Here is a 26,445-nt window from a genome sequence, read left to right on the forward strand (position 1 = left end):
TCGGATAGACACTACTGACGTCTAGACCACACTGGCATCTGGACCACAGGGCGGATGCCAGCGGGCCGATTCGGCCCGGACCGGGAGGATGGGCCGCGTGAAGATCCTCATCAGCGCCGACATGGAAGGCGCGACGGGCGTGACCTGGCCCGCCGACGTGCTGCCCGGCACACCGCAGTGGGAGCGCTGCCGGGCCCTGTTCACCTCCGACGTCGACGCCGCCGTCCGCGGGTTCTACGACGGCGGAGCCGACGAGGTGCTCATCAACGAGGCGCACTGGTCGATGCGGAACCTGCTCCTGGAGAACCTCGACGAGCGTGCCCAGATGCTCACCGGCCGGCACAAGTCGCTGTCCATGGTGGAGGGCGTCCAGCACGGCGACGTCGACGGGATCGCGTTCGTCGGCTACCACACCGGCGCCGGCACGGAGGGCGTGCTCGCCCACACCTACCTCGCCAACTCCATCACCGGCGTCTGGCTGAACGGCGTGCGCGCCAGCGAGGGCGTGCTGAACTCCGCCCTGGTCGCCGAGTACGGGGTCCCCGTCGTGCTCGTCACCGGAGACGACCTGACCTGCGAGGACGCCATCGGGTACGCGCCCGAGGCGCTCAAGGTCGCCGTCAAGGACTACGTCTCGCGGTACGCCGCGGTGTGCCGCACCCCGGCCCGTACCGCCGCCGACATCCACGCGGCGGCCAAGCAGGCGGCGGCGCTCGCGGTGCGCCGGGAGCCCGCGCGGGACGCCGGCCCGTACACGGTGGAGCTGGAGTTCGACGCCGAGCACCTGGCGGCGGCCGTCACCGTGGTCCCCGGTGTCACCCGAACCGGCGAGCGGCGCACCGCCTACACCAGTCCCACCATGTACGAAGGCATCCGTACCTTCAAGGCGGTCACCACGATCGCCTCGGCTGCCGTGGAGGAGCAGTATGGCTGACCAGCCCGTGACGAGCGGCACCACCGGCGAGCAGGCCGGGCCCACCCAGGGCGGCCCGGCGCCCGCCGTCGATCAGCAGGCGCTCGACGAGGTGGTGCGCTTCACCTCCGAGCTGATCCGGATCGACACCTCCAACTACGGCGGCGGTTCCTGCCAGGAGCGGCCCGCAGCCGAGTACGCCGCCGCACGACTGGCCGGCGCGGGCCTGGAGTCGACGCTGCTGGAGCGCACCCCGGGCCGCGCCAACGTGGTCGCCCGTATCCCCGGCAGCGACCCCGGCGCCCCGGCCCTGCTGGTGCACGGCCACCTCGACGTGGTGCCGGCGAAGGCCGAGGACTGGAGCGTGCCCCCGTTCTCCGGCGAGATCGACGACGACGTCGTCTGGGGACGCGGCGCCATCGACATGAAGAACATGGACGCGATGATCCTCGCGGTGGCCCGCTACTGGTCGCGCGCCGGACTGCGGCCACGCCGCGACATCGTCATCGCGTTCACCGCCGACGAGGAGGCCAGCGCGGCGGACGGCTCCGGCTTCCTCGCCGAGCAGCACGGCGCCCTCTTCGAAGGCTGCACGGAAGGCATCAGCGAGTCCGGCGCCTTCACCGTGCACGACGGGCGGGGCCGGCAGATCTACCCCGTCGCGGCCGGTGAACGCGGCACCGCCTGGCTGAAGCTGACGGCACGTGGCCGCGCCGGACACGGCTCCCGAGTCAACCGGGACAACGCGGTCACCCGGCTCGCCGCCGCGGTCACCCGCATCGGGGAGCACCGCTGGCCCGTCCGGCTCACCCCCACGGTCCGCGCCGCCCTCACCGAACTGGCCGCGCTGTACGACATCAAGGCGGACCTGGGCGACCCCGGTGATCCGCAGGGCGCCGAGGGCCCCGAGGGGCTCGGCGACGCCGTCGACGCGCTGCTGGCCCAGCTCGGCCCGCTCGGCGCGCTGGTCGCCGCGACCACCCGAAACAGCGCCAACCCGACGATGCTGGAGGCCGGCTACAAGGTCAACGTCATCCCGGGGGAGGCCGTCGCGTTCGTCGACGGCAGGTACCTGCCGGGTGGCGAGGACGAGTTCCGCGCCACCCTCGACCGGCTCACCGGTCCCGACGTCGACTGGGAGTTCGCCCACCGCGAGGTCGCCCTCCAGGCCCCGGTGGACACGCCCACGTTCGCCCGGATGCGCGCCGCGCTGGAGGAGTTCGCGCCCGAGGGGGACGTCGTGCCGTACTGCATGTCCGGCGGCACCGACGCCAAGCAGTTCTCCCGCCTCGGCATCACCGGCTACGGCTTCACGCCGCTGAAGCTCCCCGAGGGCTTCGACTACCACGCCTTGTTCCACGGCGTCGACGAGCGGGTACCGATCGAGGCACTGCACTTCGGCGTCCGGGTGCTCGACCGCTTCCTGCGCACCGCGTGAGCGCGCACCCGGCGGCGTCGGCCGTCCCGCCGACGATGCGGGCGACGCGCCCGACGCACCGACAGCACACGTACCGGTCGATGCCCGGAAGGGCCGGGCAGGGCCGGAAAAAGGGGAGATGATGCGGACTCTGCCGTATGGATCGTGGCCGTCTCCGATCGATGCGCGGCTCGCCGCCGCGCACGACGGGCGCCCCGAGTACGTGGGCTTCGTCGGAGCCGAGATCTGGTGGACCGAACCGCGGCCGGCGGAGGGCGGCCGGCGCGCCCTGGTGCGGCGCCGCCCGGACACCGCCGAAGGGACCGGCACGCCGGAGTCGGTGCTGCCGGCGCCGTGGAACGTGCGCACCCGCGTCATCGAGTACGGCGGCATCCCCTGGGCCGGCGCCGAGCGGCCCGGCGACCAGGGCCCCCTGGTGGTCTTCACCGACTTCGCCGACCAGCGCCTGTACGCCTACGAGCCGGACGTGCCCGGTGCCGAGCCCCGGCCGCTCACACCGGTGGGCCGGGTGGGCGACGGGCTGCGCTGGGCCGAGCCGACCGTGCACCTGGACCGCGGCGAGGTGTGGTGCGTCCTGGAGGAGTTCACCGGCCCGGCACCCACCGACGTGCGACGGCTGCTGGCGGCCGTACCGCTGGACGGCTCGGCCGCCGACGACCGCGGCGCGGTGCGCGAACTCACCGACGACCGCCACCGGTTCATCACCGCAGCCAAGCTGTCGCCGGACGGCACCCGGGCCGCCTGGCTGGCCTGGGACCATCCGCTGATGCCCTGGGACGGTACCCAGATCATGCTCGCCGACGTCGACGGGGACGGCCGCTTCGGCTCGCCGAAGCCCTTCGCCGGCGGCCCCGACGAGGCCGTCGCGCAGGTCGAGTGGGACGCCGAGGGGCGGTTGCTGTTCAGCAGCGACCGCACCGGCTGGTGGAACCTGTACCGGGCCGAGCCCGGCGCCGCCGGCACGCCTTCGGAGGCCATACCGCTCTGCCCGCGCGAAGAGGAGTTCGCCGGGCCGCTGTGGCGGATCGGGCTGCGCTGGTTCGCCCCGCTGCCCGGCGGCGCGATCGCCGTCGTGCACGGCAGGGGCGCCACCACGCTCGGCATCCTCGACCCGGCCAGCGGCGGAGTCGTCGACGCATCGGGCCCCTGGACCGAATGGGCGTGGTCGCTGGACGCGCACGGCGCCCGGGTGGTCGGTGTGGCGGCGAGCCCGCGCAGCGGCTACGAGGTCGTCGAGCTGGACGCCGACGCCGGCACCACCCGCGTCATCGGCTTCGCGCACCACGACCCGGTCGACCCGGTGTACTACCCGGAGCCGCAGATCCGCACCTTCACCGGACCCGGCGGCCGCGACATCCACGCCCACATCTACCCGCCGCACCACCCGCAGCACGCGGCGCCCGACGGCGAGCTGCCGCCGTACGTGGTGTGGGTGCACGGCGGACCCACCAACCGCGCCCCGCTCGTGCTCGACCTGGAGATCGGCTACTTCACCTCGCGCGGCATCGGCGTCGCCGAGGTGAACTACGGCGGCTCCACCGGGCACGGCCGTGCCTACCGCAACCGGCTGCGCGAGCAGTGGGGCGTCGTCGACGTCGAGGACTGCGCCGCGGTGGCCCGGGCGCTGGCCGCGGAGGGCACCGCGGACCCCGCCAGGCTCGCCATCCGCGGCGGCAGCGCGGGCGGCTGGACCGCCGCCGCCTCGCTGGTCGCCACCGACGTCTACGCCTGCGGGACGATCATCTACCCGATCCTCGACCTCACCGGCTGGGGCACCGGCGAGACCCACGACTTCGAGTCGCAGTACCTGGAGTCGCTCGTCGGACCCCTCGCCGAGGTGCCGGAGCGCTACGCGCAGCGGTCGCCGGTCCGCCATGCCGAGCAGATCAACGCGCCGTTCCTGCTGCTCCAGGGGCTCGACGACGTGATCTGCCCGCCGGCGCAGTGCGAGCGCCTGCTCGCCCGGCTGGCCGGCCGGGGCCTGCCGCACGCGTACATCGCCTTCGAAGGGGAGCAGCACGGCTTCCGGCGCGCGGACACGATGATCCGTGCCCTGGAGGCCGAGCTCTCCCTGTACGCCCAGGTCTTCGGTCTCCGTCCGCCCGGCATCCCCACCCTGGAGCTCACCAAATGACGTCCCACGAGACCGCCGCACCGCAGCCGGCCGCCCTGACCCCGCTGACCCGGCCGCCCCGGTTGCGTCCGGGTGCCCGGGTGGCCGTGGTGGCGCCCAGCGGACCGGTCCCCGAGGAGCGCCTGGAGGCCGGCCTCGACGTGCTGCGCGGCTGGGACCTGGACCCCGTCGTCGGCCGCCATGTGCTCGACGTGCACCCCGAGTTCGGGTACCTGGCCGGCACCGACGCCGACCGTGTGGCCGACTTCCAGCGGGCCTGGTGCGATCCGGCGATCGACGCGGTGGTGTGCGCCCGCGGTGGCTACGGCGTGCAGCGCATGGTGGACCTGCTCGACTGGGACGCGCTGAGGGCCGCGGGCCCCAAGGTGTTCCTCGGTTTCAGCGACATCACCGCGCTCCACGAAGCCTTCGCCACCCGGATGGGGCTGGTCACCCTGCACGGCCCGATGGCGGCGGGCATCGACTTCATCAAGAACACCCGGTCCCAGGAGCACCTGAAGTCCACCCTCTTCGCACCGGAGACGGTCCGCACCACCGCGCGCGGCCGGGTGCTGGTGCCGGGCCGCGCCACCGGTGTCACCCTCGGCGGCTGCCTCTCGCTGCTGGTGTCCGACCTCGGCACACCGTGGGCCCGGCCGTCGGCGCGTGGCGGGGTGCTCTTCCTGGAGGACGTCGGTGAGGAGGCATACCGTCTGGACCGGTACCTCACCCAACTGCTGCGCGCCGGCTGGTTCGACGGTGTGGCGGCGATCGTGCTCGGCTCCTGGAAGGACTGCGGACCGCGCGCGGAAGTCGACGCCCTCTTCACCGACCGGCTCGCCCCCCTCGGCGTACCGGTCGTCACCGACTTCGGCATGGGCCACTGCGAGGGGGCGGTCACCGTCGCGTTCGGGATGCGTGCGGAGCTGCGCGCGGACGCGGCGGACACTGCGGACCCGGCCGACGGTGCCGGGGCCGAGGGTGCGGGCGTGACACTGACCCTGGAGGAGCCGGCACTCGTCTGAACCGGACGGGCCCGTCCCGGGGTACCGGGGGACGGGCCCGAAGAGCGCCCTTCCGGCACCGGGACACCGGCGAGACCGGATCGGACCGGACCGGGGCGGACGGGGGCGGACCGTCCCGTCCGGCCGGTGCCGCTGCACGGTACGCCCCACCGCACCGCGTACCGTGATCACATGCCCCCGCACCCCAGCTACCTCGCCGAGACCACCCACGTGGGCATACGGCACTTCCGCCCCGCCGACGGCCCGGAGTTCACCGCCCGGGTACGGGAGAGCACGACACTGCACCGACCCTGGCTGTACCCGCCGAGCACCCTCGACGCCTACGCCGCCTACGCGAGCCGGCTCATCGACGACCCGACCAGGCACGGCTTCCTCATCTGCGAACGCGCCACCGGCGACCTCGCCGGCTTCATCAACATCAACAACGTCGTCGAAGGCGCTTTCTGGAGCGGCGCCATGGGCTACGGCGCCTTCGCGCACGCCGCGGGCCGCGGGCTGATGCGGGACGGCCTGCGACTCGTCGTCGAGCACGCCTTCGGCACCCTGGGCCTGCACCGGCTGGAGATCAACGCCCAGCCGGCCAACACCGCCTCCATCGCGCTGGCCCGCAGCGCCGGGTTCCGCCTGGAGGGCTACTCGCCGCAGTTCCTCTACGTCGACGGGGCGTGGCGGGACCACGAGCGGTGGGCGCTCACCGCCGAGATGCCCCGGCCGAGCTGACGCCCACCCCGCAGGTCCAGGCCGTGCTTTTGCGCAATCCTGACCCACCCATGTCTCCGGATCCCCTGGTCAGGACCGCATGCACCCTGCTGTCATGGTCATCCGGGTGACGGCGGGCGCGCCGTGCGCCCGCAGGCGAACCGGCCACACAGGTACTGCGTTCTCCCGGGGGACGACCCCCGGACCCCCAGCCGGGAAAGCAGGCCAACCGGGTGATCGGCGCGGACAGTCCGAGTGAACGACAAGGGGAGGCCACGTGCCGACGACCGCCACGACGATCCGCTGTTCGGCCCTGACCCTGCCGGCGGCGCCGCCCGGCCCGCCCAACCCGCTGCCGCCGCTGCGCCCGCGGGCCGAGCTGCACAGGATCGACACCCGGTCGCTCACCGGCCTCCCGCGTGACATGGCACGCCAACTGCGCTACGAGCCGCTGCGCGGAGTGCTGCCCACGCCGCTGCGCGACGGCTACGGACGCACCCGCACCGAGACCGCGTTGCCGGCCATCGTCCTGGAGAACGACCGGCTGTGCGTCACCGTACTGCCCGGCCTCGGCGGCCGAGTCCACTCGATGGTCCACAAGCCCACCGGCCGTGCCCTGCTCTACCGCAACCCGGTGCTCCAACCCGCCAACTTCGCGTTGAATGACGCCTGGTTCTCCGGCGGCATCGAGTGGAACATCGGCGCCACCGGCCACGGCACGCTCTCCGTCGCCCCGCTGCACGCCGCGCGGGTGCCGGCGCCCGACGGCGGGGAGATGCTGCGGCTGTGGGAGTGGGAGCGACTGCGGGACCTGCCCTTCCAGGTCGACCTGTGGCTCCCGGAGGGCTCCGACTTCCTGTACGCCGGTGTCCGCATCCGCAACCCGCACGAGCGACCGGTGCCCACCTACTGGTGGTCGAACATCGCCGTCCCCGAGTGGCACCGCGTCCTCGCACCCGCCGAGGAGGCCTACAACTTCGGCTACGAGCGCACCCTGCGCCGCGTCCCGGTCCCCGTGCTCGACGGTGTCGACCGCAGCTATCCGCTGCACAGCGAGCACTCCGCCGACTTCTTCTACGACGTGCCGGACGGGCAGCGCCGCTGGATCGCCGCACTCGACGCCGAGGGCCACGGCCTCGTCCAGACCTCCACGGACCTGCTGCGCGGGCGCAAGCTCTTCGTCTGGGGTACGAGCCGCGGGGGACGGCGCTGGCAGCAGTGGCTGACCGAGCCCGGCACCGGCGGCTACGCCGAGATCCAGGCCGGGCTCGCCCGCACCCAGCTGGAGCACCTGCGCCTGGAACCGGCGAGCGAGTTCGCCTGGCTGGAGGCGTACGGCCCGCTGTCCGCCGATCCCGCGGCGGTGCACGGCACCGACTGGGCGGGAGCCCGCGCCGAGGTCGTCGACCGGCTGTCCGCCGCGCTGCCGCGCACCGAGGTCGACGCCGCGTACGACGCGTGGCGGACGTGCGCCGACACCGAGCCGGGGGAGCGGCTGGCCACCGGCTCGGGTTGGGGCGCCCTCGAAGTGCTGCGCGGCCGCTTCAAGCTGCCCGGCACCCCCTTCGACGAGGACACCCTCGGCGCCGAGCAGGAGCCGTGGCAGCGGCTGCTGGAGGCCGGTGCGTTCCCCACCGCGGAGCCGGTGGGCGGCCACCCCGGCCCGGCCCTGGTCTCCCCGCACTGGCGGGACATGCTGGAGACCGCGCCCGCCACCCCGCTGACCGAGTACCACCTCGGCATCGCCCAATGGCACGCGGGCGACCGCGCGCAGGCGGTGCGCAGCTGGGAGCGGGGCCTTGCGGCGGCCGGCACCCGCTGGCCGCTGCTGCGCTGCCTGGCCGTCGCCGACGCCACGTCAGGCCACGCGGAGCGCGCGGCGGACCGTTACGACGAGGCCTTCGACGACCTGCACGCGCACCGTCCCGCCGGCGGCGGCGAGCGCGGCGAGGGGCAGGAGGGCGCCGGGTGGACCGTGGTCGGTGCGGCGCTGGCCCGCGAGGCGATCGCCGCGCTGCTCGCCGCGGGACGCACCGGGCGGGCCCGTGCCGTGTGGGAACGGCTGGACGAGACGACACGGGCCCGCGGCAGGTTCCGCCTGATCGAGGTGGAGCTCCTGACCGCCGAGGGCCGCGCCGAGGAGGCGCGAGCCGTCTTCGACGCCGGATTCGAGGTGGCCGACCTGCGGGAGGGCGACGAGGTGCTCGGCGAGATGTGGAGCCGGGTCGGCGACGCGCCGCTGCCGGCCCGGTACGACTTCCGCATGGGCGCCGGCTGACGCCGGGCTTGCCCTGCTTCAGGGGTACCTCGCGTGGCGTCCCGGGGGTGCCCCCGGCTCCCTTAGGGGCGCGGGGAACTGCGCGCGCAACCATCCACCGGCCGGTGGTCCGGGCGCGACAGGATCTGCCCCTTTCGGTCGGTGACGATCCGACGGTCTCGTCGGGGCTGGTCGCGCAGTTCCCCGCGCCCCTAGGGAGCCGGGGGGCACCCCAACCGTCACGTCACGTTCGCGCCGTGGTCTCAGACCACTGCGCGGCGGTCCGCGTACTCGAAGACGGAGCCGTCAGGGTGCATGGCGATCAGGTTGCGGCCCGCGGGGGACGGCAGGGGGCCGGCGACGATGTGGGCGCCGGAGGCGGCGAGTATGTCGCGGGCCTCGTCGACGTCCTTGACGGCGATCGTCGCGGTGACCTTGCGCAGCACTTCGAGCTCCTGCTCGGGCCCGCTCATCAGCAGGAAACAGCCGACCGCGGCGACCGACACACCGCCGCGCTCGAACCTCAGTGCCTTGCTGCCCGCCAGCCGCTCGTAGAACGCTACCGAGGCCTCCAGGTCCTCGACGCAGATCCGGAGCGTGGTTCCCAGGATGTCCATAGCCGGAGCCTAGTTGCGACGCCGGCCCGGCGTGATCGTTTCCGGTAGGACGATCGCGTCACATGGTCCGGCGAGGCGGACGAGGCGGGGGCGGGGCCCGCCCGGCGGTCGGGGAGACGACGGGTCCCGTAGCGGCGGGCGACGTTTGGGCGCCGTAGGAGGGGTTACGCGGAAAGTCTGCCGGGCGCCGCGGCCCAGGGCGTGGGTGCCGCAAGGCTCGAAACGCCCTGGGCCGGTGCCCGGCGGCGCCGTGGCTTCTACCCGTGCCGGAGGCGAATCGTGAGCCGATCCCGCATCGTGATCGTCGGAGCCGGTTTCGCCGGCTACCGTGCCGCCCGCTGCCTGAGCAGGCAGGCCAGGGGCAGGGCGGACATCACCCTGCTGAATCCCACCGACTACTTCCTCTACCTGCCGCTGCTGCCGCAGGTGGCCGCCGGCGTGCTGGAACCGCGCAGGACCACCGTGTCGCTCGCCGGCACCCTGCCGCACGTCCGGCATGTGCTGGGCGAGGCCGACGGGGTCGACCTGGAGCGGCACGTCGTGCGCTACGCCGACCTCGAGGGCGGCAGCGGCGAGCTGCCGTACGACCGGCTGGTACTGGCCGTGGGCAGCGTGAACAAGCTGCTGCCGATCCCGGGCGTGGCCGAGCACGCCCACGGCTTCCGCGGCCTGCCGGAGGCCCTCTACCTGCGCGATCACGTGACCCGGCAGATCGAGCTGGCGGCCGCCGCCGACGACCCCGCGATGTGCACCGCACGCTGCACCTTCGTGGTCGTGGGCGCCGGCTACACCGGTACCGAGGTCGCCGCGCAGGGCGCGATGCTCACCGACGCGCTGGTGCGCGACAACCCGCTGCGCAAGGGCATACGCCCCCGCTGGCTGCTGCTCGACATCGCGCCGCGCGTGCTGCCCGAGATGGACGAGCGCATGTCTCAGTCCGCCGACCGGGTGCTGCGCAAGCGGGGCGTGGACGTGCGCCCCGGCACCTCGGTGAAGGAGGCCACCGCCGACGGTGTGCTGCTGGACAGCGGCGAGTTCGTGGACACCAGGTCCCTGATCTGGTGTGTCGGCGTGCGGCCCGATCCGCTCATGGAGGGCTTGCACCGGCCGCTGGAGCGGGGCCGCCTGGTGGTGGACCAGTTCCTGAACGTGCCCGGCCATCCGGAGGTGTTCGCCTGCGGCGACGCGGCCGCCGTGCCGGACCCCAACCACCCGGACCGGGCCGCCCCGATGACGGCCCAGCACGCCTGGCGGCAGGGGAAGACCGCGGCACGCAACGTCGCCGCCTCGCTGGGCCACGGCACCCGGGTCCCGTACCGGCACCGCGACCTGGGCTTCACCGTCGACCTGGGCGGCGCCCTGGGCGTCGCCAACCCGTTCGGCGTGACCCTGTCGGGTCCGCTGGCCGGGGCCATCACCCGCGGCTACCACCTCGCCGCGATGCCGGGCAACCGCGTCCGGGTCGCCGCCGACTGGTTGCTGGACGCGGTGCTGCCGCGCCAGGGCGTCCAGTTGGGCCTGGTGCGATCGGGTTCCGTGCCGCTGGAGTCGGCCTCGCCGGAGCTGGCCCGGGTACCCGGCGGACCGAGTGACTGACCCGAAGGACCACCGGATTCGAGCGACCGACCCGAAGGATGATTGATATGACCACCCTCGGCCTCACCCATGACCTGACCATGCACGAACTGTTCGACCTCGGGCAGCAACTGCGGGTGGACAGCGTGCGCGAAGCCGACGCGGCCGGCTCCGGGCACCCCACCTCCTCGATGTCCGCCGCCGACCTGATGGCCGTGCTGCTCGCCCGCCATCTGCGCTATGACTTCGACCGCCCCGAGCACCCCGGCAACGATCGTTTCATCCTCTCCAAGGGCCACGCCTCACCGCTGCTGTACGCGGCGTACAAGGCCGCCGGCGCGATCAGCGAGGCGGAGCTGCTGACCTTCCGCAAGGAGGGCAGCCGGCTCGAAGGCCACCCCACGCCCCGGTTGCCGTGGGTGGAGGTGGCCACCGGATCGCTCGGTCAGGGCCTGCCCACCGCCGTCGGGGAGGCCCTCGCGGGCAAGCGCCTCGACCACGCCGACTACCGGGTGTGGGCGCTGTGCGGCGACAGCGAGATGGCCGAGGGCTCCATCTGGGAGGCGGCCGAGCACGCCGGGTACGAGCACCTGGACAACCTCATCGCGATCGTGGACGTCAACCGCCTCGGCCAGCGCGGCCCCACCCGGCACGGCCACGACCTGGACGCCTACGCACGCCGGTTCGCCGCGTTCGACTGGCACACCATCGAGGTCGACGGGCATGACGCCGACGCCATCGACCTCGCCTACACGGAGGCGACCTCGACGGTCGGCCAGCCCACCGTGATCCTCGCCCGCACCCTGAAGGGCAAGGGCGTCGCCTCGGTGGAGAACCGCGAGGGCATGCACGGCAAGCCGCTGCCCGACGCCGCCGAGGCCATCGAGGAGCTCGGCGGGATGCGCGACCTGCACGTCTCGGTGCAGCCGCCGCCCGCGGTGCACCAGCGGCACGTGGCCCGTAGCGGCCACCTGGAGCTGCCCACGTACGACAAGGGCGACCAGGTCGCCACCCGCAACGCCTTCGGTGCCGCGGTGACCGCGCTGGGCACCGCACGGGGCGACGTGGTCGTGCTGGACGGCGAGGTCGGCGACTCCACCCGTGCCGAGTTCTTCGCCAAGGAGCACCCGGATCGCTACTTCGAGTGCTACATCGCCGAACAGCAGCTGGTGGCGTCCGCGGTGGGCATGGCCGCGCGCGGCTGGCTGCCGTACGCGTCGACGTTCGCCGCGTTCCTGACCCGCGCCCACGACTTCCTGCGGATGGCGTCGGTCAGCGGCGTCGACATCAACGTCGCCGGTTCGCACGCGGGTGTCGCGATCGGGCAGGACGGGCCCTCCCAGATGGGCCTGGAGGACCTGGCCATGTTCCGCGGGCTGCACGGCTCCACCGTCCTGTACCCGTGCGACGCCAACCAGACCGGGCACCTCGTCGCCCAGCTCGCCGACCGCCCCGGCATCGGCTACCTGCGCACCACCCGCGGCGCCACCCCGGTGATCTACGGGCCCGACGAGACGTTCCCGGTCGGCGGCAGCAAGCTGCTGCGCTCCAGCAGCGAGGACCGGCTCACCATCGTCGCCGCCGGGGTGACCGTCTTCGAGGCGCTGTCGGCCGCCGACGCGCTCGCCGAGGACGGCATACGCTGCCGCGTCATCGACCTGTACTCCCTCAAGCCCGTCGACAAGAACGCCCTGCGCGAGGCCGCCGAACACACCGGCTGCCTGCTGACCGTGGAGGACCACCACGAGGAGGGCGGCATCGGGGACGCGGTGCTGGACGCCTTCGACGACGGCCGGCCGATGCCGCGCATGGTGCGCCTCGCGGTGCGTACGATGCCCGGCTCCGCCTCTCCCGACCAGCAGATGCACGCCGCCGGCATCGACGCGGAGGCGATCGCGGCCGGCGCGCGGCTCCTGATCGAGAACGCGATGGTGGGCTGACCCCCGGAGGCGGGCGCCCCCGCCGACCCGCCCGGGCCCTTCCGGAACGGTCCCTCCCGGAACCTGGCCCGTCCCGCCCGGACGCGCCGGCGACGCATTCCGGCCGGCCGGGTGGGAAAGAAGGGTGCACGGAGGCGTCGGGAGCGCAAGCCGGGAAGCGGGAGGCCGACCCATGGGCGAGGTGCACACACGGCGGTACGTGTACGCGGTCTGCCGGCCCTTCGGCGCGCCGTTGCAGGCCGAGCTGCTCGGGGTCGCCGACACCCCGGTCAAGGTACTGCCGCACGCCGGCCTGGTCGCCGTGACGGGCGTCGTACCGGCCAGGGACTTCGCGCCGGCCGGGCTCGCCGCGCGGCTCGCCGACCCCGGCTGGGTGGCCACGACGGTCCGCGCCCACCAGCGGGTCGTCGCCGCGCTCACCACGGTCACCAGTCCGCTGCCGCTGCGGCCGATGACCGTGGTACGCGACGACAGCGCCGTGCGCACCCTGATCGAGGCCCACCAGGCGTCCTTCCGGCGCACCCTGGACCGCCTCGCCGGGCAGGTCGAGTGGGGCGTCAAGCTCTTCGTGGAGCGCGCGGAACGGGACGGCACCCGGGAGGAGGCCGGCGAACTGGGCAGGCGGCTGCACGAGCGGCTGTGCCGGACGGCGGGCGAAGCACGGCTGGAGCCGCCGAACCGCCCCTGGTCGATCCGGTCAGGGCCACCGGAGCTGGTCGGCCCGGCCGGCGTCCTGGTGCTCGATGCCGCGTACCTCGTGGACCGGGCGGCCGCCGGGGACTTCGTGGCACAGGTGGACGAGGTCAAGGGCACCGTGCCGGGTCTGCGGGTGGAACTCTCCGGGCCGTGGGCCGCCTATTCGTTCTCCGCGCCGCCGCAGGACGCGGGCGAGCCCACGGGGCCGGGCCGGCCGGGCGACTGACGGGCGCTGCCGGTGGGGGAGAGCGCCCCGGGGCCCCGAGGGGGCACAGGCTGCGCCCTCCCACCGTCATGTCAGGCCCGGCACCGTGGCGTCACGCCCGGCAGAGGACCTCCCCGTGCAGCATCGCGAACCAGCCGTCCGGCTCGACTCCCCAGCGCCGCCAGGCCGCCGAGATCCGCTCCAGTCGCCCGGCGTCGGCATGGCCGCCCTGCACCGCACGGTCGGCATAGGCGGGGGCTTGGGTGCGCTCCGCCCACAGCTCGCTCCACCAGGCGCGTTCCTCGTCGGTGGTGTAGCACCAGGTGCTCGCGGTCGCACGGACGTCCGTGAATCCGGCCTGGAGCGCCCACGCCTTGAGGCGGCGTCCCGCGTCCGGCTCGCCGCCGTTGGCCCGGGCAACCCGGCGGTACAGGTCCAGCCAGTCGTCCATGCCCTCGGTGAGCGGATACCAGGTCATCGTCGCGTAGTCGCCGTCCCGGACCGCTACGAACCCGCCGGGCCGGCACACCCGCCGCATCTCGCGCAGCGCCTGGACCGGGTCCGACACGTGCTGGAGGACCTGGTGGGCGTGGACCACGCAGAACGAGTCGTCCGGGTAGGGCAGGTCGTGCACGTCGGCCACCGCGAAGTCCACGTTGGTCAGGTCCCGCTCGGCCACGGTGGCACGGGCCCGCTCCAGGACGTCCGGGGCGCGGTCCACGGCGGTGACGCGGCCGTCCGGCACCAGCGCGGCCAGGTCGGCGGTGATGGTGCCGGGACCGCAGCCGATGTCCAGGACGGCCATGTGCGGCTTGAGCGAATCGAGGAGGTAGGCCGCCGAGTTGGCGGCGGTGCGCCAGGTGTGCGAGCGCAGCACCGACTCGTGGTGGCCGTGCGTGTAGACGGCGGTCTCCTTCGGCATACCGGTCTCCTCCCGGGCGGCACCCCGCCCCGTTCCGGCCGGGGCCACCTCGCGGGCCGCCGGCCTGTCGCTGCACAGCACCGTACGGGATCCGACCGCATGATGAGACCACTGTCTTGTTATATGGACGACTCTGTGAACGGCTGCGGTGCCGTTCATGCGGACGACTGCGGCGCCGTCCCGGCCTCCGGTTCCGGTCCCGCCCGGTGCGGGCGGTTCTCGGCCACCGCGATCACACCGCGGACGGCGAACGCGGCTCCCACGCCGAGCGCGGCACCCACCAGCACGTCGCTCGGGTAGTGCACGCCGGTGTACACCCGGGACAGCGCCACGGCGGCGGCCAGCGGGGCGACGGCCGTGCCCCAGCGCCCCGACTCCAGCGCGACGCCCGTCGCGAACGCGGCGGCCGACGCCGCGTGGCCGGACGGGAAGGACGTGGTGACCGGCTGCCGTTTCAACTGCCGGACCAGCGGCACCGCGTCCAGCAACGGCCGCGGGCGGCGCACCGAGCGCTTGCCGAAGGTGTTGATCGTGGCCGACGCCAGCGCCAGCGACGCCACGCCGTGGGCGGCGGCGCGCCGGGAGCGCGGGGTCCGGGTGGCGGTGATGCATGCGGCGACCGTGAACCAGAGCACGCCGTGGTTCGCCGCCCGACTCAGCCGTGGCAGGACCCGGTCGGCGCCCGGCCAGTGCCGTCCGGCCAGGGCCTCGAAGGTCCGCACGTCCACGGCGAGCAGCCGGCCCAGCGTCGCCCGTCCCATCGAGGCGGCCGGGGCATCGGAATCATCGACGTCAGCACACATCCCCCACGCATACCCGCAGTTGAGGGCGGCCATCCGCTCGGACGCGGCACTTTGCGCCGCGCCGCCGGCGGGGCGACCTTCGGCGCCGTGGGCGGTCATGGACTGGGGGTCCTCCGGTGCGCGCGGGAACGGTTCCCGCGGGGATCGCGCATGATCACCCGGCCGCCGGTTCCTTCCAACGGAGCAGCGCGCCGAGGCCCCCCGCCGGTGCCTCGGTGGGCCCTGCGGCGCTCAGCGAAAGACCCTGAGCCCCGGTCGTCGCCGCCGACCTCATCAGCGCGTCATCGGCCCGTGCCGGCCAGGGGTCGGGCTCGCCCAGCGGCTTGCCCTCCGTGCGCCGCACCGCGAGCTGGTCCGGGTCCTCGCCCACCCAGACCTCGCGGTGCGCGTCGGGCCCGTCGGGACGGATCAGCAGCTCGGAGATGCGGTGCTCCCGGGCCGCCTCGACCAGCTGCGGAACGCCCTCCACGGCACCCGAACGGCCCTCGGCGTCCGGGGCGCGGGCCTGAAGGAAGCGGTCCAGCTCGTCCGCCGCGCGGGCGTGCACGTACGCGGCGCGCAGCCGCGCAAGCTCGTCCGGGAGCAGCCGGCTGCCCTTGCCGTGCTCGGTCTCGCTGGTGCACTCGCGCACCCGCTGCGGGAGCCTGTCACGCACCGCGCGCCGCTCCCGGTCGTCGCCGACGAGCACCACGAGATCGGCGCGGGTCTCCTCATGGGTGGCCGTGATCGCCTCGGCGATCTGCCCGGCGTTCTGTTCCCAGGTCTCCTCGACGTGCAGCCGGAAGTGGGTTTCCGACCAGTCAGCCGTCCGCGTCCGGTGCACCGGCCACTGCTTGCCCGCGATCTCTCCGGCCGCCTCGCCACCCCGCGCGCCGCGCAGCTCCAACTCCGCGCCGCGCCGGTCCACGTAGGCCACCAGGCACAGCGGGTCCTCGCCCGCCAGGTCGAGCAGCGGCGCGGTGCGCGGCAGGGCCGACCACGTCCCCCAGGTGCCCTGCGGGGCGGCGGCGAGCGGCGGGTCGAGGACCACCTGGCCCTGCGTGGCGAACAGGGCACGGCCGGCCGGCTCCGTCGAGTGCCGCAGCTCCTCCAGGGCCGTGCCCACCGCATCGCTGGTCGGCTCGTCGACACCCTGCTCCAGCAGCTGCCGCCGGACGTCCCGCGCGATCAGTGAGCGCTCCACGGCGGTGTTCTCGGTGTGCCGTGAGGTGTCGGCGTACACCGAGGCCCATGGGCCGGGACGTTCGTAGAGTGGCTGGAGAAAGGCGAGATCCATAAGTGCCTCCGGGACGCCGTTCATCACATGTCGTCGTACGCTCCCGGGCGGGTACCCGAACCCTGGACGACAACACGACGACCCATGCGCCACAACGGACCCTCACACGCCACAGCGAACGACAGATCGCGCGCCCGGCCCGACGGGCGCCACCATCCGACGAGCGCCAGACCCAACGAGTGGAGTGTCACATGTCAGGAGTCGACCCGGGGCGCCTCGACGACCAGCAGCTCATGAAGGAGCTGGAAGCGATCCACCGCACCCGCCACGACACCCTGCTGCACGGCTCGAACGACGCCCTGCACGCACACAACGAACGCATGGCCCAGTTGGAGGGGGAGTACCTGCGTCGCCACCCGCGCCGCCCGGTCGCCGCCGGGCGCACCCGCGCCGGTGCACGGGAACGGGAGGCCGCGGGCGCCGCACGCCGACCGCAGGCGTCGGGCGCCTCGTGACGGCGGGGCGCCCGTAGGACATCGTGCGGCTCCGCCGCGGGGGGCGGCGAAGCCGCCGAAGAGGGGCGCGGGGAACTGCGCGACCGGCCACGACGCGACCCTGCGGGTCGTCACCGGCGCGGAGGGGCTGTTTGCGGGTCGTCACCGGCCCGGAGGGGTTGTTTCTGTCGTGTCCGGACCACCGGCCGAAGGTGGCTGGTCGCGCAGTTCCCCGCGCCCCTTGTGTGCGCCTTCGGCGCCACCGCGCGCGGCTCCGGCGCGGATCTCGTCTCCGCACCATCGGCCGGTGGTCTGCGCCGTCAGACCGCGGCTCGGCCGAACTCCCTGACGAACGTCTCGCAGAACGCCTTGAGGTCGTCCGGCTTGCGGCTGCTGATCAGCAGGTTGTTCCCCGCTTCACACACGTGGACCTGCTCGTCGACCCAGGTGCCGCCGGCGTTGGTGATGTCCGTCTTCAGGCTCGGCCACGAGGTCAGCACCCGCCCGCTTACGCAGTCGGCCTCCACCATCGTCCACGCCGCGTGGCAGATGGCCGCCACCGGGCGGCCCTGCGTGAAGAAGTCACGCACGAAGGACACCGCGCGCGGGTTCATGCGCAGGAAGTCGGGATTGGCCACGCCGCCGGGCAGCACGAGGCCGCCGAAGGAGTCGGCGGACGTGTCGTCGACGACTTCCTGCACCGGGAAGGTGTCGGCCCGGTCGAGATGGTTGAACGCCTGCACCTGGCCGGCCTCGGTCGACACCAGCACGGGCTCGTCACCGGCGTCCTTGACGGCCTTCCAGGGCTCGGTCAGCTCGACCTGCTCAACCCCCTCGGGGGCCACGAGAAATGCGATACGCATGCGTGACACGCCTTTCCACGATCGGATTCAGATACGGTGCGGGCGCCTGCACGCCGGGCCGTGCGGGCCCGGCGCAGGCACCGCGTGAACGGCTCAGGACGGGTCCTCGGACTCACCAACCCCCGGCGTGCGGCCCGGCGAAGTCGGTGGCGCTGCCTCTGGGGCGCCCCACACCCTGATGCCGTCCGTGCCGGTCCGCGCGGCTGACCTCCGCCAGCGCCGACTCCGGCTGCTGCGCCATGGCGATGTCGCCCAGGCTGACCATGCCGACCACCCGGCCGTCCTCGACGACCGGCAGCCTGCGGATGGCGTGCTCGCGCATCAGCCCGACGGCCACGGACAGTTCGTCGTCCGGGCCGACCACCACGGGGTTGGGCGTGCACACCGCTCGTGCGCTCACGGTGAGCGGGTCCGCGCCGTCCGCGACCGCCCGCAGGGTGATGTCACGATCCGTGAGCACGCCCAGCACATTGCGCTCCGAGGCCACCAGGACGTCACCGATGTCCTGGGCCCTCATCAGTTGTGCTGCCTCCACAAGCGAGGCGTCCGGCGGAACCACGACGACACCTGGCGTCATGATCTCCCTGACGAAATCAGCCATGGTGATGGTCCTTCTGCGTCTCCCTACCGCGTGAGGGGCGCGGTGTGTGCATCACGACGCAGCTTGCAGTACCCATCGAACGGGTGCCTATGCCTCTGCTTCCCCGCCGCGTTCACTCTCCTGGACCAAGGCCTCGGCGAGTTCGTATGCGTTGCCGTACGTGGCGTCGGCCGGCAGGTCCTGCATCCGCTCGACGAGGGCGTCCGGTGCGTGCCGCTCCTCCAGGGCGGACCGCAACCGGCGGGCCCCGGCCGGGAACGGCGAACGGCCCAGGTTGCGTGCCAGCTCGTAGTGCAGCCGGTCGACCGGCGCAGGGGAGCGCTGCGGAGTCACCGGACCGGCCGCGACCTCGGGGTCGTCCTCGGCGAACGGCTCCGGATCGTGCCACTCCTCGGTCCTGGTGGGGTGCCCTGATTGCAGCCAGCCGCGCAGCTCGGCCTTCATCTCGTCGTCGCGGTAGACGCTTAGCCGGTCACTGCCTCGCTGCATGTCTGCCTCCTCGGATTCGGGGACGGGCGACCGTCGCGTACCCGATGACGCCGGGACGACACGGCCGTGCAGGAACGACTTGCGAGTTCGGCCCAATTTATGCGGTTTATTCAGGGCCTTCCCGGACACCCGAGCGCTACACCCCCCTTGGACACCCCCTGGAACGCACCCCAGAAGGACAGGGCCATGGCCATCCTCGCCGTGTTCATCCCGCTTGGACTGTTGGTGGTACTGGTGGCACTCGGCCGGTACGAGGAGCTGATGCTCCCGCCCCTGTCGGATGAACCCGAGGAACCCGAAACGGCGGCCGTGCCCAGCGGGGCCGCGGCAGCCGGAGCCCGGTCGGGACACGGCTGACCCACACCCGGGGAACCCGTCTGACCAGGCACGCAGCACATGGCCGCAGGCGCGGCGGAAGCCACCGGCAGGTTTGAGCCGGGCCCACGAGGGCACAGGAAGTGAAGTGCTTCGGACAGGAGGCACGTCCGTGGGAGAGCGGTGTTCCGCACCCCGGGTGTGTCCCGTACGGCCCGTCAGCGCTCGGCACGCACTCCCACGATGACCGTCCACCGGCATTCAAGGGAGTGGTTACGCTCATGCGCACCGACACCCGTACGAAGCACCCCCATGACGACGCCCCCGACACCGCGGACGCCTTCCGGCGGCTGATCGGCATGCCCGACGGTCCCGAGCGCGACACCCTGCGTGACGAGATCGTCGAGGCCTGGCTCCCCATGGCGGACCGACTCGCCGGCCGCTTCCGCGGCCGCGGCGAGTCCTACGAGGATCTGCGGCAGGTCGCCGCACTCGGTCTGGTGAAGGCCGTCGACCGCTACGACCCGGCGCGTGGCTGCGCGTTCGAAAGCTACGCCGTGCCCACCATCACCGGTGAGATCAAGCGGCACTTCCGCGACCACATGTGGACCCTGCACGTCCCGCGCCGCGTCCAGGACCTGCGCAATCGGGTCCGGTTCGCCTGCCAGGACCTGACCCAGTCGGTCTCCGGACGGCTGCCCAGCGTGCCGGAGATCGCCGAGCGGGCCGGGATGAGCGAGGAGGACGCCCGGATCGGTCTCGAGGCGCTGGACAGCTTCACGGCGCTCTCCCTCGACGCCGAGCTGCCGGGGAGCGAGGACGGCTATGCGCTGCGGGACGCGCTCGGATCGCTGGATCCGGCGCTGGACGTCGTCGTGGACCGGGAGGCCGTGAAGCCGCGGCTGCGGGCGCTGCCGGAGCGGGAACGGGCCATCCTGTACATGCGGTTCTTCGGCGACATGACGCAGAGCCGCATCGCCGAGCAACTGGGCATCTCCCAGATGCACGTCTCGCGGCTGATCAGCCGCAGCTGCGGGCGGTTGCGGGAGGACATCCTGCACGACCGGGCGCTGCCGGGTGGCGCGCCGGGGACACCCGCAGCGCACCGGCACGAGACGGCGGCGCAGCGGGACGAGGTGCCTCTGCCGCAAGCCGCGTGACGGCGCGGTGATCGTGGCACCACGGACGGGCCCCCGGGACGCTCCGGCGCCCGGGCGCCCCGATCCGTGCCGACGACCTCGGACGGGACGGCCCGAGCGGGCTACGCCTGCCGGCGCATCGCCAAGGCGACATGGCGGGACATGAGGTCGACGGTCTGGGCCTCGGCCAGCGAGAAGACCGGCCGGGCGGCCGTGCGGAACAGCGTGATGACGCCCTGCACCGTGCCGTCCCGGCCGTCCGTGAGGGGGACGCAGATCAGCGAGGTGACATTGGCCCGGAGCAGCACCGGGTCGCCGGACGCGTCACGTCCGAACTCCTCCGGGTCCTCAGGGCGCACCTTGAGGGCCATGGAGCCGCCCCGGGCGGCCTCCAGGACCAGCGGGCATCCGGCGGGGTCCTGCTTGACCAGGGAGCCGGCCAGGGCGTCGCCGTCCGGTGCGCCCAGCACGGTGACACGGCGCAGGTGCGCGGCGCCGGCCTCCGCGATCACCCAGTCGGCGAAGCGGCCGTGCAGCACCCGGGCGGCCCGTTCCAGCACCGCGTCCGGATCGCCCGCCGGGGCGGTGAGCAGGGCCGACGTCATGCCGTCCAGCAGGTCGGTGAGCGCGGCGTGCCGGGTGGCCTCGCTGAGGTCGGGCAGGACCTGGCCGACCGCGTCGGCCGCCGTCGCGCCCCGCAGGACGCCCGACCGTGCGTCCGCGGGCTGCAACACCACCAGCACGACGATCCGGGGCTCGTTGGTGGGCCGCAGCGCCGTGAGCGTGGCGCGCACCCGTGCCTCGGGATCCTGCTGCTGGCGTACCACGAGGCTGCGGTCCCCCTCGCCGCGTGCCACCGCCGCCACCTGGGAACGGAAGGCCGCCCGGTCGGCGTGCGCCAGGAGGCCGGTGAGCGCACGGCCCGTCGCGTAGCCGGCACGGACGCCGGTGAGCCCGGTCGCCGCGAAGTTCATCCGGCGCACCACCGTCTCGCGGTCCACGAGCGCCACGGCAAGCGGGAAACGCTGGAACATCACGCGCAGGAGCTGCTGCTCGAGCCGGTCCCCGGTGGGCGCCGTCGATACGCCGCCGCTCACCAATCGCTCGTACAGTGGCCACAAACGCCCCGCCGCATGGTCGAGCTCGAACAGCGCAGCGTCAAGAACGGCCGGGAGGTCCCCTTCCGGGACGGCACGAGCGTTCTTCAGCTCGGCGATGCGATGTACGAAGTCGGCGAGCTCCTCGCCGAACTCGTCGGTTTGTGCCATGGCTCGAACTTAACCGCTGATTCCGTTTTCCGTGGAAGCGAGCGGGAAGGCGGCGTGAAAGGAGGCGTGGGTATGACGGAGGCGGAACATTTGGGTCCGGTCATACCGGAGCCGGGTCTTCCGGGACGCCGGCTCTCTGAACTCGCCGAGAAGGCCGTCGTCTGCACGACGGACTGCTGCGGCGCAAGCACCACGGTGTCCGACGCGAACGACGAGCGGCCGGCCGCCGTCACCCACCCGGACCTCTCCGCCCTCGTGGGGATCCAGCTGAGATCCGGCCAGGGCCCGATCCCCACGGCGGCCGAGTACGGCAAACCGGTGGACTCGATCGACCTGCTGCGCGAGGAGCGCTGGCCGCTGTACCGGGCGATGGCGCTGGACTCCGGGGTCCGGTCCAGCGTCACCCTGCCATTTCGGCGCAACGGCCTGACCATCACCCTCAGCCTGTACAGCTTCCACCCGGGCGCGCTGTGCAGCGCCGAGCACGGCCCCGCCCAGGCCCTGGGCGAACTGGCCGCCAGCAGTCTGGCGCGCGACCGTGCGTACCAGTCGGCGCTCGCCGAGATCGACCACATGGGTGCGGCGCTGCGCTCGCGACCGCTCGTCGACCAGGCCTGCGGCATCGTGATGTACGTGCTGTCCTGCGACGCGGACACCGCCTTCGACGTGCTGCGCCGCATCTCCCAGGCCACCAACCGCAAGCTCACCGACGTCGCGGGCCGGCTGGTGGAGACCCGGGGACACGGCCTGGAGAACGAGCTGTCGTCCCTGGCACCGTGATCGGACGGACGGGCCCGCCCGTACGGCTTCGTCGAGCGCCGCACCGAGACGCAAGGACGCTGGCTTCCGGCGCCGGCATGGAACCGGTGCGACCGCTTTTCGGCCAAACCCGCGCGTCCCACGAACCCCATGCGCATCCGTACGACACCCGAGTGTCCCGACGAAATCCGTGCCCCGTACCCCGACGCGAACCGAGCCCCGTACTCGTTGCACCGGTCCACGAACCACCCGCCGGGGTACCCGAAGAACACCCGTGGACCCGAACGGACCGGCGGAGGCACCCATGCGATCACAACACCGGGAGGGCCACGGCCCCGTCCGCTACGGCCCACTCCTTCCCGACCAGGCACTGCCCGTCCTGCCCGAACTGACCACGGTGCTCGCCTCCGCGGCGGCCCGGACGCACGCCGAGCCACTCGGCGGCGACCCGGAGCTGACGGCCGCGGCCGGCGGCTACTTCGCGCGCCGCGGGCTGGACGCGGCACCGGGCAGCCTCGCCGCGGCGCCCGGTGCCCCGCTGCTGCTGCTTGCGCTGACCGCCGCGCTGGGCGGCGACGTGCTGCTGCCGCGGCCGTGCTCCGCCTGGTGGGCGCCGCAGGCACGGATGCTGGACCGTGCCGTCTTCCCGGTGCCGACCATCGCCGAGTCCGGCGGCGTCCCCGACCCGTACGCGCTCCTGGAGACCGCGCGCCGGGTGCGCGCCGAAGGGGGCGATCCACGGCTGCTGGTGCTCTCGGTCGCCGACGATCCGACCGCCACCGTGCCACCGCCCGAGGTGCTGCACGAAACGGTGGAAGCCGCCGTGGCAGCGGGCCTGCACATCGTCAGTGACGAGACGCTCCGGGACACGCTGCACCAGCCGCCGCCCGGCGAGCCGGCGCCGCCGGGCGCCGCCGAGGGAGCCGCACGCGGACCCGCACCCGCAACGGCGCCCGGCGTCGCGGCCGACGGCCGCCCGATGCCGATGCCGCGCACCGTGCCGCCGGACGCCCCCGAGCGCCCGGAGGCGGCGTCGGTGGTGGTCAGCCCGGCCGAGATGGTGCCGGACCAGGCCAGCGTGATCGTCGACCTCGCCGGGGCCTTCCTGCCGGCCGGCTGGCCCGCCGCGATCGCCCGCTTCCCGGACACCGACGCCGGGCGAGCGCTGCGCGCCCGCGCACTGGACGTGCTGGCCGCGGCCGGGGGCCGGATCGCCGCGCCGGTCGCCGCTGCCGCCGCCCACGCACTCGCCGAGCCCCCCGAGGTCACCGCCCGGCTGGTCGCCGCCGCCCGACTGCACGCCCGCGTCGCGGCAGCCGCCTACCGCGTCGTACGGGCCGCGGGCGCACTCGCCCGGCCGCCCCAGGCGGGCCGCCACCTGTACGCCGACCTCGAACCCCTCCGGCCCGCGCTCGCCGAGCGCGGCGTCACCGACGCCCAGGACCTGGAGGACTTCCTCACCGACCGCCTGGGCATGCCGGTGCCCGGCGGACACCGCTTCGGCGACGACCTCGCCGCGCTGCGCGTGCGCCTGTCGACGGGGCCATTGCTCGGCGCCACACCGGAGCAACGGGCGCAGGCGCTCTGCGCCCCCGACCCGCTGGCGCTGCCCCAGGTCGCCGTGGGGATCGGCGCGCTCGCCGCGGCCTTCGACGACCTGCGCAGCGACGCCCCACGGGGCGCCACGCTGCGCTGACCCCGTCTCTTGGCGCGCCGGCTCGAGCTGACCCGGGTCGATCGATGTCCTTGCCCCTGTTCGGGTGACCCGCAGGGCCGGCCCGTGCCGTCCGAAGACGCCGCGACCGGTCCGTGAGGGGCCTCCCGCCGGCGCCGTCGCGCCCCTACGCGTCGCTGTCGCGTCGGTACCGACGCCAGGCCGCCGGAGCCACGCTGATCGCCAGTGTCAGCACCACCGCGGCGGCCACCCCCTCCCACGGGTCGCGGAACAACGAGCCGCCCAGGATGCCGATGAGCTGGTACGTCACCGCCCAGGCGAGGCAGGCCGGCATGTTGCCGCGGGCGAAGCGGCGCAACGGCATCCGCGCCAGCAGGCAGGCCAGCATCACCGGGACCCGGCCCGCCGGGACGAGACGGGAGAGCACCAGGACCGTCACCTCGTGCCCGTCGAGCCGGTCGCGTGCCTGCGCGAGCCGCTCCTCCGGCGCCCTGCTGCGGATCGCCGTCAGCCAGCGCGAACCGCTCCCGGAGCCCAGTCCGCGCCGCCCCAGCCAGTACAGCGCGATGTCCCCGAGGAACGCCGCGAACGCCGCCACCGCGAAGACCGACACCAGCGCGAACGGAGCCGTCTGGTGGAACGCCACCGCACCCGCCGAGCTGACCAGCGCCCCCGTCGGCACCACCGGCACCAAGGCACCCACCAACACCAGCAGGAACAACGACGGATACCCCACCGCCTGCTGGGTCGACTCCGGCGGCACCGCGGCCGCGACGGCAAGGGTCACCGGGTCACCTCCACCCGGACCCGCTCGCCGTGCGCGAGCCGGTGCACGGCCACGGCCGGTGCCCGCAGCGCGGCCAGCCGTTCGAACTCGACCCCGGGAGCGTGGAACTCATGGGGGCGCACCGCGTCCATGCCGATCGGCCAGTACGTGCCGTAGTGCACCGGCACCGCACTGCGCGGTCCCAGTCGCGCCAGCGCCTCCGCGGCGCGCCCCGCGTCCAGATGCCCCTGCCCCAGGTACGGGCCCCAACCGCCGACGGGCAGCAGCGCCACGTCCACCCGGCCGACCTCCTTCGCCATCGCGTCGAAAAGCCCGGTGTCCCCCGCGAAGTACGTACGCGCCGCACCGCTGACGACATAGCCGAGCGCGGGCGAACGATGCGGGCCCACCGGCAGCCGGCGGCCGTCGTGCAGCGCCGGCACCGCCCGCACCAGCAGCGTCCCCACCTCGAACTCGTCGCCCGGGCCGACCTCCGTGAACCGCAGCCGGGTCAGCCGGCGCAGCGCCGGCACCGCACGGCTCGCGCCGGCCGGCACCAGGACGCGGGTGCCGGCGGCCAACCGTGCGAGCGACGGCACGTGCAGGTGGTCCGCGTGCAGATGCGAGACGAGGACCAGGTCGGCGTCGGCCGCCTCCGGCGGTGGCGGCGCGCCACGGCGCCGCCGCAGATGAGCCAGGCGGCGGGCGAACAACGGGTCCGTCAGGATCCGGACGCCCGAGTCCGCGACCGTGCAGGTGGCGTGCCCCCACCAGGTGATCTCCACCGGCACCTCGAGCCTCCCGCCCGTCTCTCCCTTGACCTGCGTTGCTCCGACCGTGCGTGCGCCGGCCGTGCGACTCCCCCCGAGCCTACGGGCAGCGGTAGGGTCGTCGGCGGGCCCGTCGGGGGGCGCACCGGGGCACTGCGGGAGGGGGCGGCGTGGCAGACGGCGACGGTACGACCGGCTCTGCGCGGACGCTGCGGGCCACGGCCATCACCAGCCTCACGCCCCTGGAACAGTTGGACGCCGACCCGTTCCTGGTGGACGCGCGCAGCCAGCATGCGATGTGTGCGCGTTGGGCGGCGGAACAGGGCTGCGTCATCACTCGTGAACTCCTCGTTCACGCCTTGCGCCCCGACCACACCGCCCTGTGGGCGGACGCCGACGCCGGGCTCGTCGACCTGTTCGTCTCCCCGAGCCGTCGGGTTCTGGAACGCGCGCTGCGGTCCGTGGACGACTTCGTCGCGGAGTGTGGGCGGCGGGGGATCCGGGTGGTGGTGGCGGAGTTTGCGGAGCCGCGGTATAGCGCGCAGATGAAGGCGCGGGTGCATCGGCGGTTGTCGATGCCGACGGCTGGCTACGACGGTCGCTGACCCGCTCGGGGTTGTCCTTCCCGGGCCCCGGCCCGGGTGCCCCTTTTCTGGGGGCTTTGCCCCCAGGCCCCCCTTTTCGGCCTTGACGGCCTCGTCCTCAATCGCCGGACGGGCTTTGATGTGCGCGGCGTGTGCCGGTGCCCATTGCCGACTGCGGGTCGGCTCTGGCTGGGGTCGCCTTCTGTTTCGTTGTGGGTCGGGGGCGTGGGGGATGTACGTGCTCGGCCGGCGCGATGATCGTGGACCGTCAGTTCACCGGCACCCAGCGGCGGTCCCGCGCGC

At 73.7% G+C, this 26,445-nt stretch carries 24 protein-coding genes and 1 pseudogene; 15 read left to right on the forward strand and 10 right to left on the reverse strand.

What is annotated here, in order from left to right; translation table 11 throughout:
• Positions 1 to 97 precede the first annotated feature (97 nt).
• The 6 genes from NQO67_RS40580 to NQO67_RS40605 all read left to right on the forward strand — a co-directional run bounded on the left by NQO67_RS40580 (position 98) and on the right by NQO67_RS40605 (position 8,466).
• Positions 98 to 934 carry a M55 family metallopeptidase gene (locus tag NQO67_RS40580; RefSeq protein ID WP_255955584.1) on the forward strand — a complete coding sequence of 279 codons (837 nt, stop codon included), beginning with the start codon at positions 98 to 100 and terminating at the stop codon, positions 932 to 934.
• Complete coding sequence (locus NQO67_RS40585; RefSeq protein ID WP_255955586.1) at positions 927 to 2,351, forward strand: M20/M25/M40 family metallo-hydrolase; 1,425 nt, start codon at positions 927 to 929, stop codon at positions 2,349 to 2,351. Before NQO67_RS40580 ends, NQO67_RS40585 begins: the two co-directional genes overlap by 8 nt.
• Positions 2,352 to 2,472: 121 nt before the next feature.
• Positions 2,473 to 4,485 carry a S9 family peptidase gene (locus tag NQO67_RS40590; RefSeq protein ID WP_255955587.1) on the forward strand — a complete coding sequence of 671 codons (2,013 nt, stop codon included), beginning with the start codon at positions 2,473 to 2,475 and terminating at the stop codon, positions 4,483 to 4,485.
• Positions 4,482 to 5,489 carry a S66 peptidase family protein gene (locus NQO67_RS40595; RefSeq protein WP_255955588.1) on the forward strand — a complete coding sequence of 336 codons (1,008 nt, stop codon included), beginning with the start codon at positions 4,482 to 4,484 and terminating at the stop codon, positions 5,487 to 5,489. Before NQO67_RS40590 ends, NQO67_RS40595 begins: the two co-directional genes overlap by 4 nt.
• A 171-nt stretch (positions 5,490 to 5,660) precedes the next feature.
• Positions 5,661 to 6,209 (forward strand): GNAT family N-acetyltransferase, encoded by a 549-nt coding sequence (locus NQO67_RS40600; RefSeq protein ID WP_255955589.1) that lies wholly within the window; start codon positions 5,661 to 5,663, stop codon positions 6,207 to 6,209.
• A gap of 256 nt (positions 6,210 to 6,465) precedes the next feature.
• On the forward strand, positions 6,466 to 8,466 hold the full coding sequence (locus NQO67_RS40605) for a DUF5107 domain-containing protein (protein WP_255955590.1): 2,001 nt from the start codon (positions 6,466 to 6,468) through the stop codon (positions 8,464 to 8,466).
• Between the two features lie 242 nt (positions 8,467 to 8,708).
• Here the strand turns inward: NQO67_RS40605 and NQO67_RS40610 are convergent, their stop codons facing one another.
• On the reverse strand, positions 8,709 to 9,062 hold the full coding sequence (locus NQO67_RS40610; protein WP_255955591.1) for a VOC family protein: 354 nt from the start codon (positions 9,060 to 9,062) through the stop codon (positions 8,709 to 8,711).
• Between the two features lie 279 nt (positions 9,063 to 9,341).
• Here NQO67_RS40610 and NQO67_RS40615 point away from each other — a divergent pair, with 279 nt between their 5' ends.
• The 3 genes from NQO67_RS40615 (at position 9,342) to NQO67_RS40625 (ending at position 13,499) form a co-directional block, all read left to right on the forward strand.
• On the forward strand, positions 9,342 to 10,658 hold the full coding sequence (locus tag NQO67_RS40615; RefSeq protein WP_255955592.1) for an NAD(P)/FAD-dependent oxidoreductase: 1,317 nt from the start codon (positions 9,342 to 9,344) through the stop codon (positions 10,656 to 10,658).
• Positions 10,659 to 10,705: 47 nt separating this feature from the next.
• Complete coding sequence (locus NQO67_RS40620; RefSeq protein ID WP_374119290.1) at positions 10,706 to 12,577, forward strand: transketolase; 1,872 nt, start codon at positions 10,706 to 10,708, stop codon at positions 12,575 to 12,577.
• Positions 12,578 to 12,749: 172 nt separating this feature from the next.
• Positions 12,750 to 13,499, forward strand: coding sequence for a GvpL/GvpF family gas vesicle protein (locus NQO67_RS40625; protein ID WP_305126883.1), 750 nt, complete (start codon positions 12,750 to 12,752; stop codon positions 13,497 to 13,499).
• 91 nt (positions 13,500 to 13,590) lie between these two features.
• Here the strand turns inward: NQO67_RS40625 and NQO67_RS40630 are convergent, their stop codons facing one another.
• The 3 genes and pseudogenes from NQO67_RS40630 to NQO67_RS40640 form a co-directional block, all read right to left on the reverse strand.
• Positions 13,591 to 14,400: a class I SAM-dependent methyltransferase gene (locus tag NQO67_RS40630; RefSeq protein WP_255955593.1), complete on the reverse strand. Its 810-nt coding sequence runs from the start codon at positions 14,398 to 14,400 to the stop codon at positions 13,591 to 13,593.
• A gap of 170 nt (positions 14,401 to 14,570) precedes the next feature.
• A pseudogene (locus NQO67_RS40635) lies at positions 14,571 to 15,203 on the reverse strand (phosphatase PAP2 family protein); the annotation flags it as partial.
• 154 nt (positions 15,204 to 15,357) lie between these two features.
• Complete coding sequence (locus NQO67_RS40640; RefSeq protein ID WP_255955594.1) at positions 15,358 to 16,479, reverse strand: baeRF2 domain-containing protein; 1,122 nt, start codon at positions 16,477 to 16,479, stop codon at positions 15,358 to 15,360.
• Between the two features lie 191 nt (positions 16,480 to 16,670).
• Between NQO67_RS40640 and NQO67_RS40645 the strand changes: the two genes are divergently transcribed.
• Positions 16,671 to 16,934: a DUF6158 family protein gene (locus tag NQO67_RS40645; protein ID WP_255955595.1), complete on the forward strand. Its 264-nt coding sequence runs from the start codon at positions 16,671 to 16,673 to the stop codon at positions 16,932 to 16,934.
• 299 nt (positions 16,935 to 17,233) lie between these two features.
• Here the strand turns inward: NQO67_RS40645 and NQO67_RS40650 are convergent, their stop codons facing one another.
• The 3 genes from NQO67_RS40650 to NQO67_RS40660 all read right to left on the reverse strand — a co-directional run bounded on the left by NQO67_RS40650 (position 17,234) and on the right by NQO67_RS40660 (position 18,866).
• A complete protein-coding gene (locus NQO67_RS40650; protein ID WP_255955596.1) occupies positions 17,234 to 17,776 on the reverse strand; it encodes a type 1 glutamine amidotransferase domain-containing protein in 543 nt (180 codons plus the stop codon).
• A 112-nt stretch (positions 17,777 to 17,888) separates the two neighbouring features.
• Complete coding sequence (locus NQO67_RS40655) at positions 17,889 to 18,377, reverse strand: CBS domain-containing protein (RefSeq protein WP_255955597.1); 489 nt, start codon at positions 18,375 to 18,377, stop codon at positions 17,889 to 17,891.
• A gap of 87 nt (positions 18,378 to 18,464) precedes the next feature.
• Entirely contained in the window at positions 18,465 to 18,866 is a 402-nt protein-coding gene (locus NQO67_RS40660) for a DUF2795 domain-containing protein (RefSeq protein WP_255955599.1), read from the reverse strand.
• A gap of 186 nt (positions 18,867 to 19,052) precedes the next feature.
• On the opposite strand from NQO67_RS40660, the gene NQO67_RS40665 reads away from it, so the two are divergent.
• Positions 19,053 to 19,223 (forward strand): hypothetical protein, encoded by a 171-nt coding sequence (locus tag NQO67_RS40665; RefSeq protein WP_255955600.1) that lies wholly within the window; start codon positions 19,053 to 19,055, stop codon positions 19,221 to 19,223.
• Between the two features lie 239 nt (positions 19,224 to 19,462).
• On the forward strand, positions 19,463 to 20,341 hold the full coding sequence (locus tag NQO67_RS40670) for an RNA polymerase sigma factor SigF (RefSeq protein WP_255955601.1): 879 nt from the start codon (positions 19,463 to 19,465) through the stop codon (positions 20,339 to 20,341).
• Between the two features lie 101 nt (positions 20,342 to 20,442).
• Here the strand turns inward: NQO67_RS40670 and NQO67_RS40675 are convergent, their stop codons facing one another.
• The gene (locus NQO67_RS40675) at positions 20,443 to 21,588 is read right to left on the reverse strand and encodes a PAS domain-containing protein (RefSeq protein ID WP_255955602.1); all 1,146 of its coding nucleotides are present in this window, start codon (positions 21,586 to 21,588) and stop codon (positions 20,443 to 20,445) included.
• Between the two features lie 72 nt (positions 21,589 to 21,660).
• Here NQO67_RS40675 and NQO67_RS40680 point away from each other — a divergent pair, with 72 nt between their 5' ends.
• The gene (locus NQO67_RS40680) at positions 21,661 to 22,368 is read left to right on the forward strand and encodes an ANTAR domain-containing response regulator (protein ID WP_255955604.1); all 708 of its coding nucleotides are present in this window, start codon (positions 21,661 to 21,663) and stop codon (positions 22,366 to 22,368) included.
• A 283-nt stretch (positions 22,369 to 22,651) separates the two neighbouring features.
• Positions 22,652 to 24,043 carry an aminotransferase class I/II-fold pyridoxal phosphate-dependent enzyme gene (locus tag NQO67_RS40685; RefSeq protein WP_255955605.1) on the forward strand — a complete coding sequence of 464 codons (1,392 nt, stop codon included), beginning with the start codon at positions 22,652 to 22,654 and terminating at the stop codon, positions 24,041 to 24,043.
• A 145-nt stretch (positions 24,044 to 24,188) separates the two neighbouring features.
• Here NQO67_RS40685 and NQO67_RS40690 read toward each other — a convergent pair whose 3' ends face one another.
• Entirely contained in the window at positions 24,189 to 24,809 is a 621-nt protein-coding gene (locus NQO67_RS40690; protein WP_255955606.1) for a DedA family protein, read from the reverse strand.
• Positions 24,806 to 25,579 carry an MBL fold metallo-hydrolase gene (locus tag NQO67_RS40695; protein WP_255955607.1) on the reverse strand — a complete coding sequence of 258 codons (774 nt, stop codon included), beginning with the start codon at positions 25,577 to 25,579 and terminating at the stop codon, positions 24,806 to 24,808. The genes NQO67_RS40690 and NQO67_RS40695 overlap by 4 nt, the downstream gene beginning before the upstream one ends.
• A 149-nt stretch (positions 25,580 to 25,728) precedes the next feature.
• Between NQO67_RS40695 and NQO67_RS40700 the strand changes: the two genes are divergently transcribed.
• Positions 25,729 to 26,163, forward strand: coding sequence for a hypothetical protein (locus NQO67_RS40700; RefSeq protein WP_255955608.1), 435 nt, complete (start codon positions 25,729 to 25,731; stop codon positions 26,161 to 26,163).
• Positions 26,164 to 26,445 lie beyond the last annotated feature (282 nt).

Origin of the sequence: Streptomyces odontomachi, assembly GCF_024435355.1 — a bacterium.
In the GTDB taxonomy this organism is placed as follows: Bacteria; Actinomycetota; Actinomycetes; order Streptomycetales; family Streptomycetaceae; genus Streptomyces; species Streptomyces odontomachi.

Excerpts from the sequence above, each read along its gene's own strand:
- NQO67_RS40585 (WP_255955586.1), top strand. The coding sequence starts at position 927 with ATGGCTGACCAGCCCGTGACGAGCGGCACCACCGGCGAGCAGGCCGGG.
- NQO67_RS40590 (WP_255955587.1), top strand. The coding sequence starts at position 2,473 with ATGCGGACTCTGCCGTATGGATCGTGGCCGTCTCCGATCGATGCGCGG.
- NQO67_RS40595 (WP_255955588.1), top strand. The coding sequence starts at position 4,482 with ATGACGTCCCACGAGACCGCCGCACCGCAGCCGGCCGCCCTGACCCCG.
- NQO67_RS40600 (WP_255955589.1), top strand. The coding sequence starts at position 5,661 with ATGCCCCCGCACCCCAGCTACCTCGCCGAGACCACCCACGTGGGCATA.
- NQO67_RS40610 (WP_255955591.1), bottom strand. The coding sequence starts at position 9,062 with ATGGACATCCTGGGAACCACGCTCCGGATCTGCGTCGAGGACCTGGAG.
- NQO67_RS40620 (WP_374119290.1), top strand. The coding sequence starts at position 10,706 with ATGACCACCCTCGGCCTCACCCATGACCTGACCATGCACGAACTGTTC.
- NQO67_RS40625 (WP_305126883.1), top strand. The coding sequence starts at position 12,750 with ATGGGCGAGGTGCACACACGGCGGTACGTGTACGCGGTCTGCCGGCCC.
- NQO67_RS40630 (WP_255955593.1), bottom strand. The coding sequence starts at position 14,400 with ATGCCGAAGGAGACCGCCGTCTACACGCACGGCCACCACGAGTCGGTG.
- NQO67_RS40640 (WP_255955594.1), bottom strand. The coding sequence starts at position 16,479 with ATGGATCTCGCCTTTCTCCAGCCACTCTACGAACGTCCCGGCCCATGG.
- NQO67_RS40645 (WP_255955595.1), top strand. The coding sequence starts at position 16,671 with ATGTCAGGAGTCGACCCGGGGCGCCTCGACGACCAGCAGCTCATGAAG.
- NQO67_RS40650 (WP_255955596.1), bottom strand. The coding sequence starts at position 17,776 with ATGCGTATCGCATTTCTCGTGGCCCCCGAGGGGGTTGAGCAGGTCGAG.
- NQO67_RS40655 (WP_255955597.1), bottom strand. The coding sequence starts at position 18,377 with ATGGCTGATTTCGTCAGGGAGATCATGACGCCAGGTGTCGTCGTGGTT.
- NQO67_RS40660 (WP_255955599.1), bottom strand. The coding sequence starts at position 18,866 with ATGCAGCGAGGCAGTGACCGGCTAAGCGTCTACCGCGACGACGAGATG.
- NQO67_RS40665 (WP_255955600.1), top strand. The coding sequence starts at position 19,053 with ATGGCCATCCTCGCCGTGTTCATCCCGCTTGGACTGTTGGTGGTACTG.
- NQO67_RS40670 (WP_255955601.1), top strand. The coding sequence starts at position 19,463 with ATGCGCACCGACACCCGTACGAAGCACCCCCATGACGACGCCCCCGAC.
- NQO67_RS40675 (WP_255955602.1), bottom strand. The coding sequence starts at position 21,588 with ATGGCACAAACCGACGAGTTCGGCGAGGAGCTCGCCGACTTCGTACAT.
- NQO67_RS40680 (WP_255955604.1), top strand. The coding sequence starts at position 21,661 with ATGACGGAGGCGGAACATTTGGGTCCGGTCATACCGGAGCCGGGTCTT.
- NQO67_RS40685 (WP_255955605.1), top strand. The coding sequence starts at position 22,652 with ATGCGATCACAACACCGGGAGGGCCACGGCCCCGTCCGCTACGGCCCA.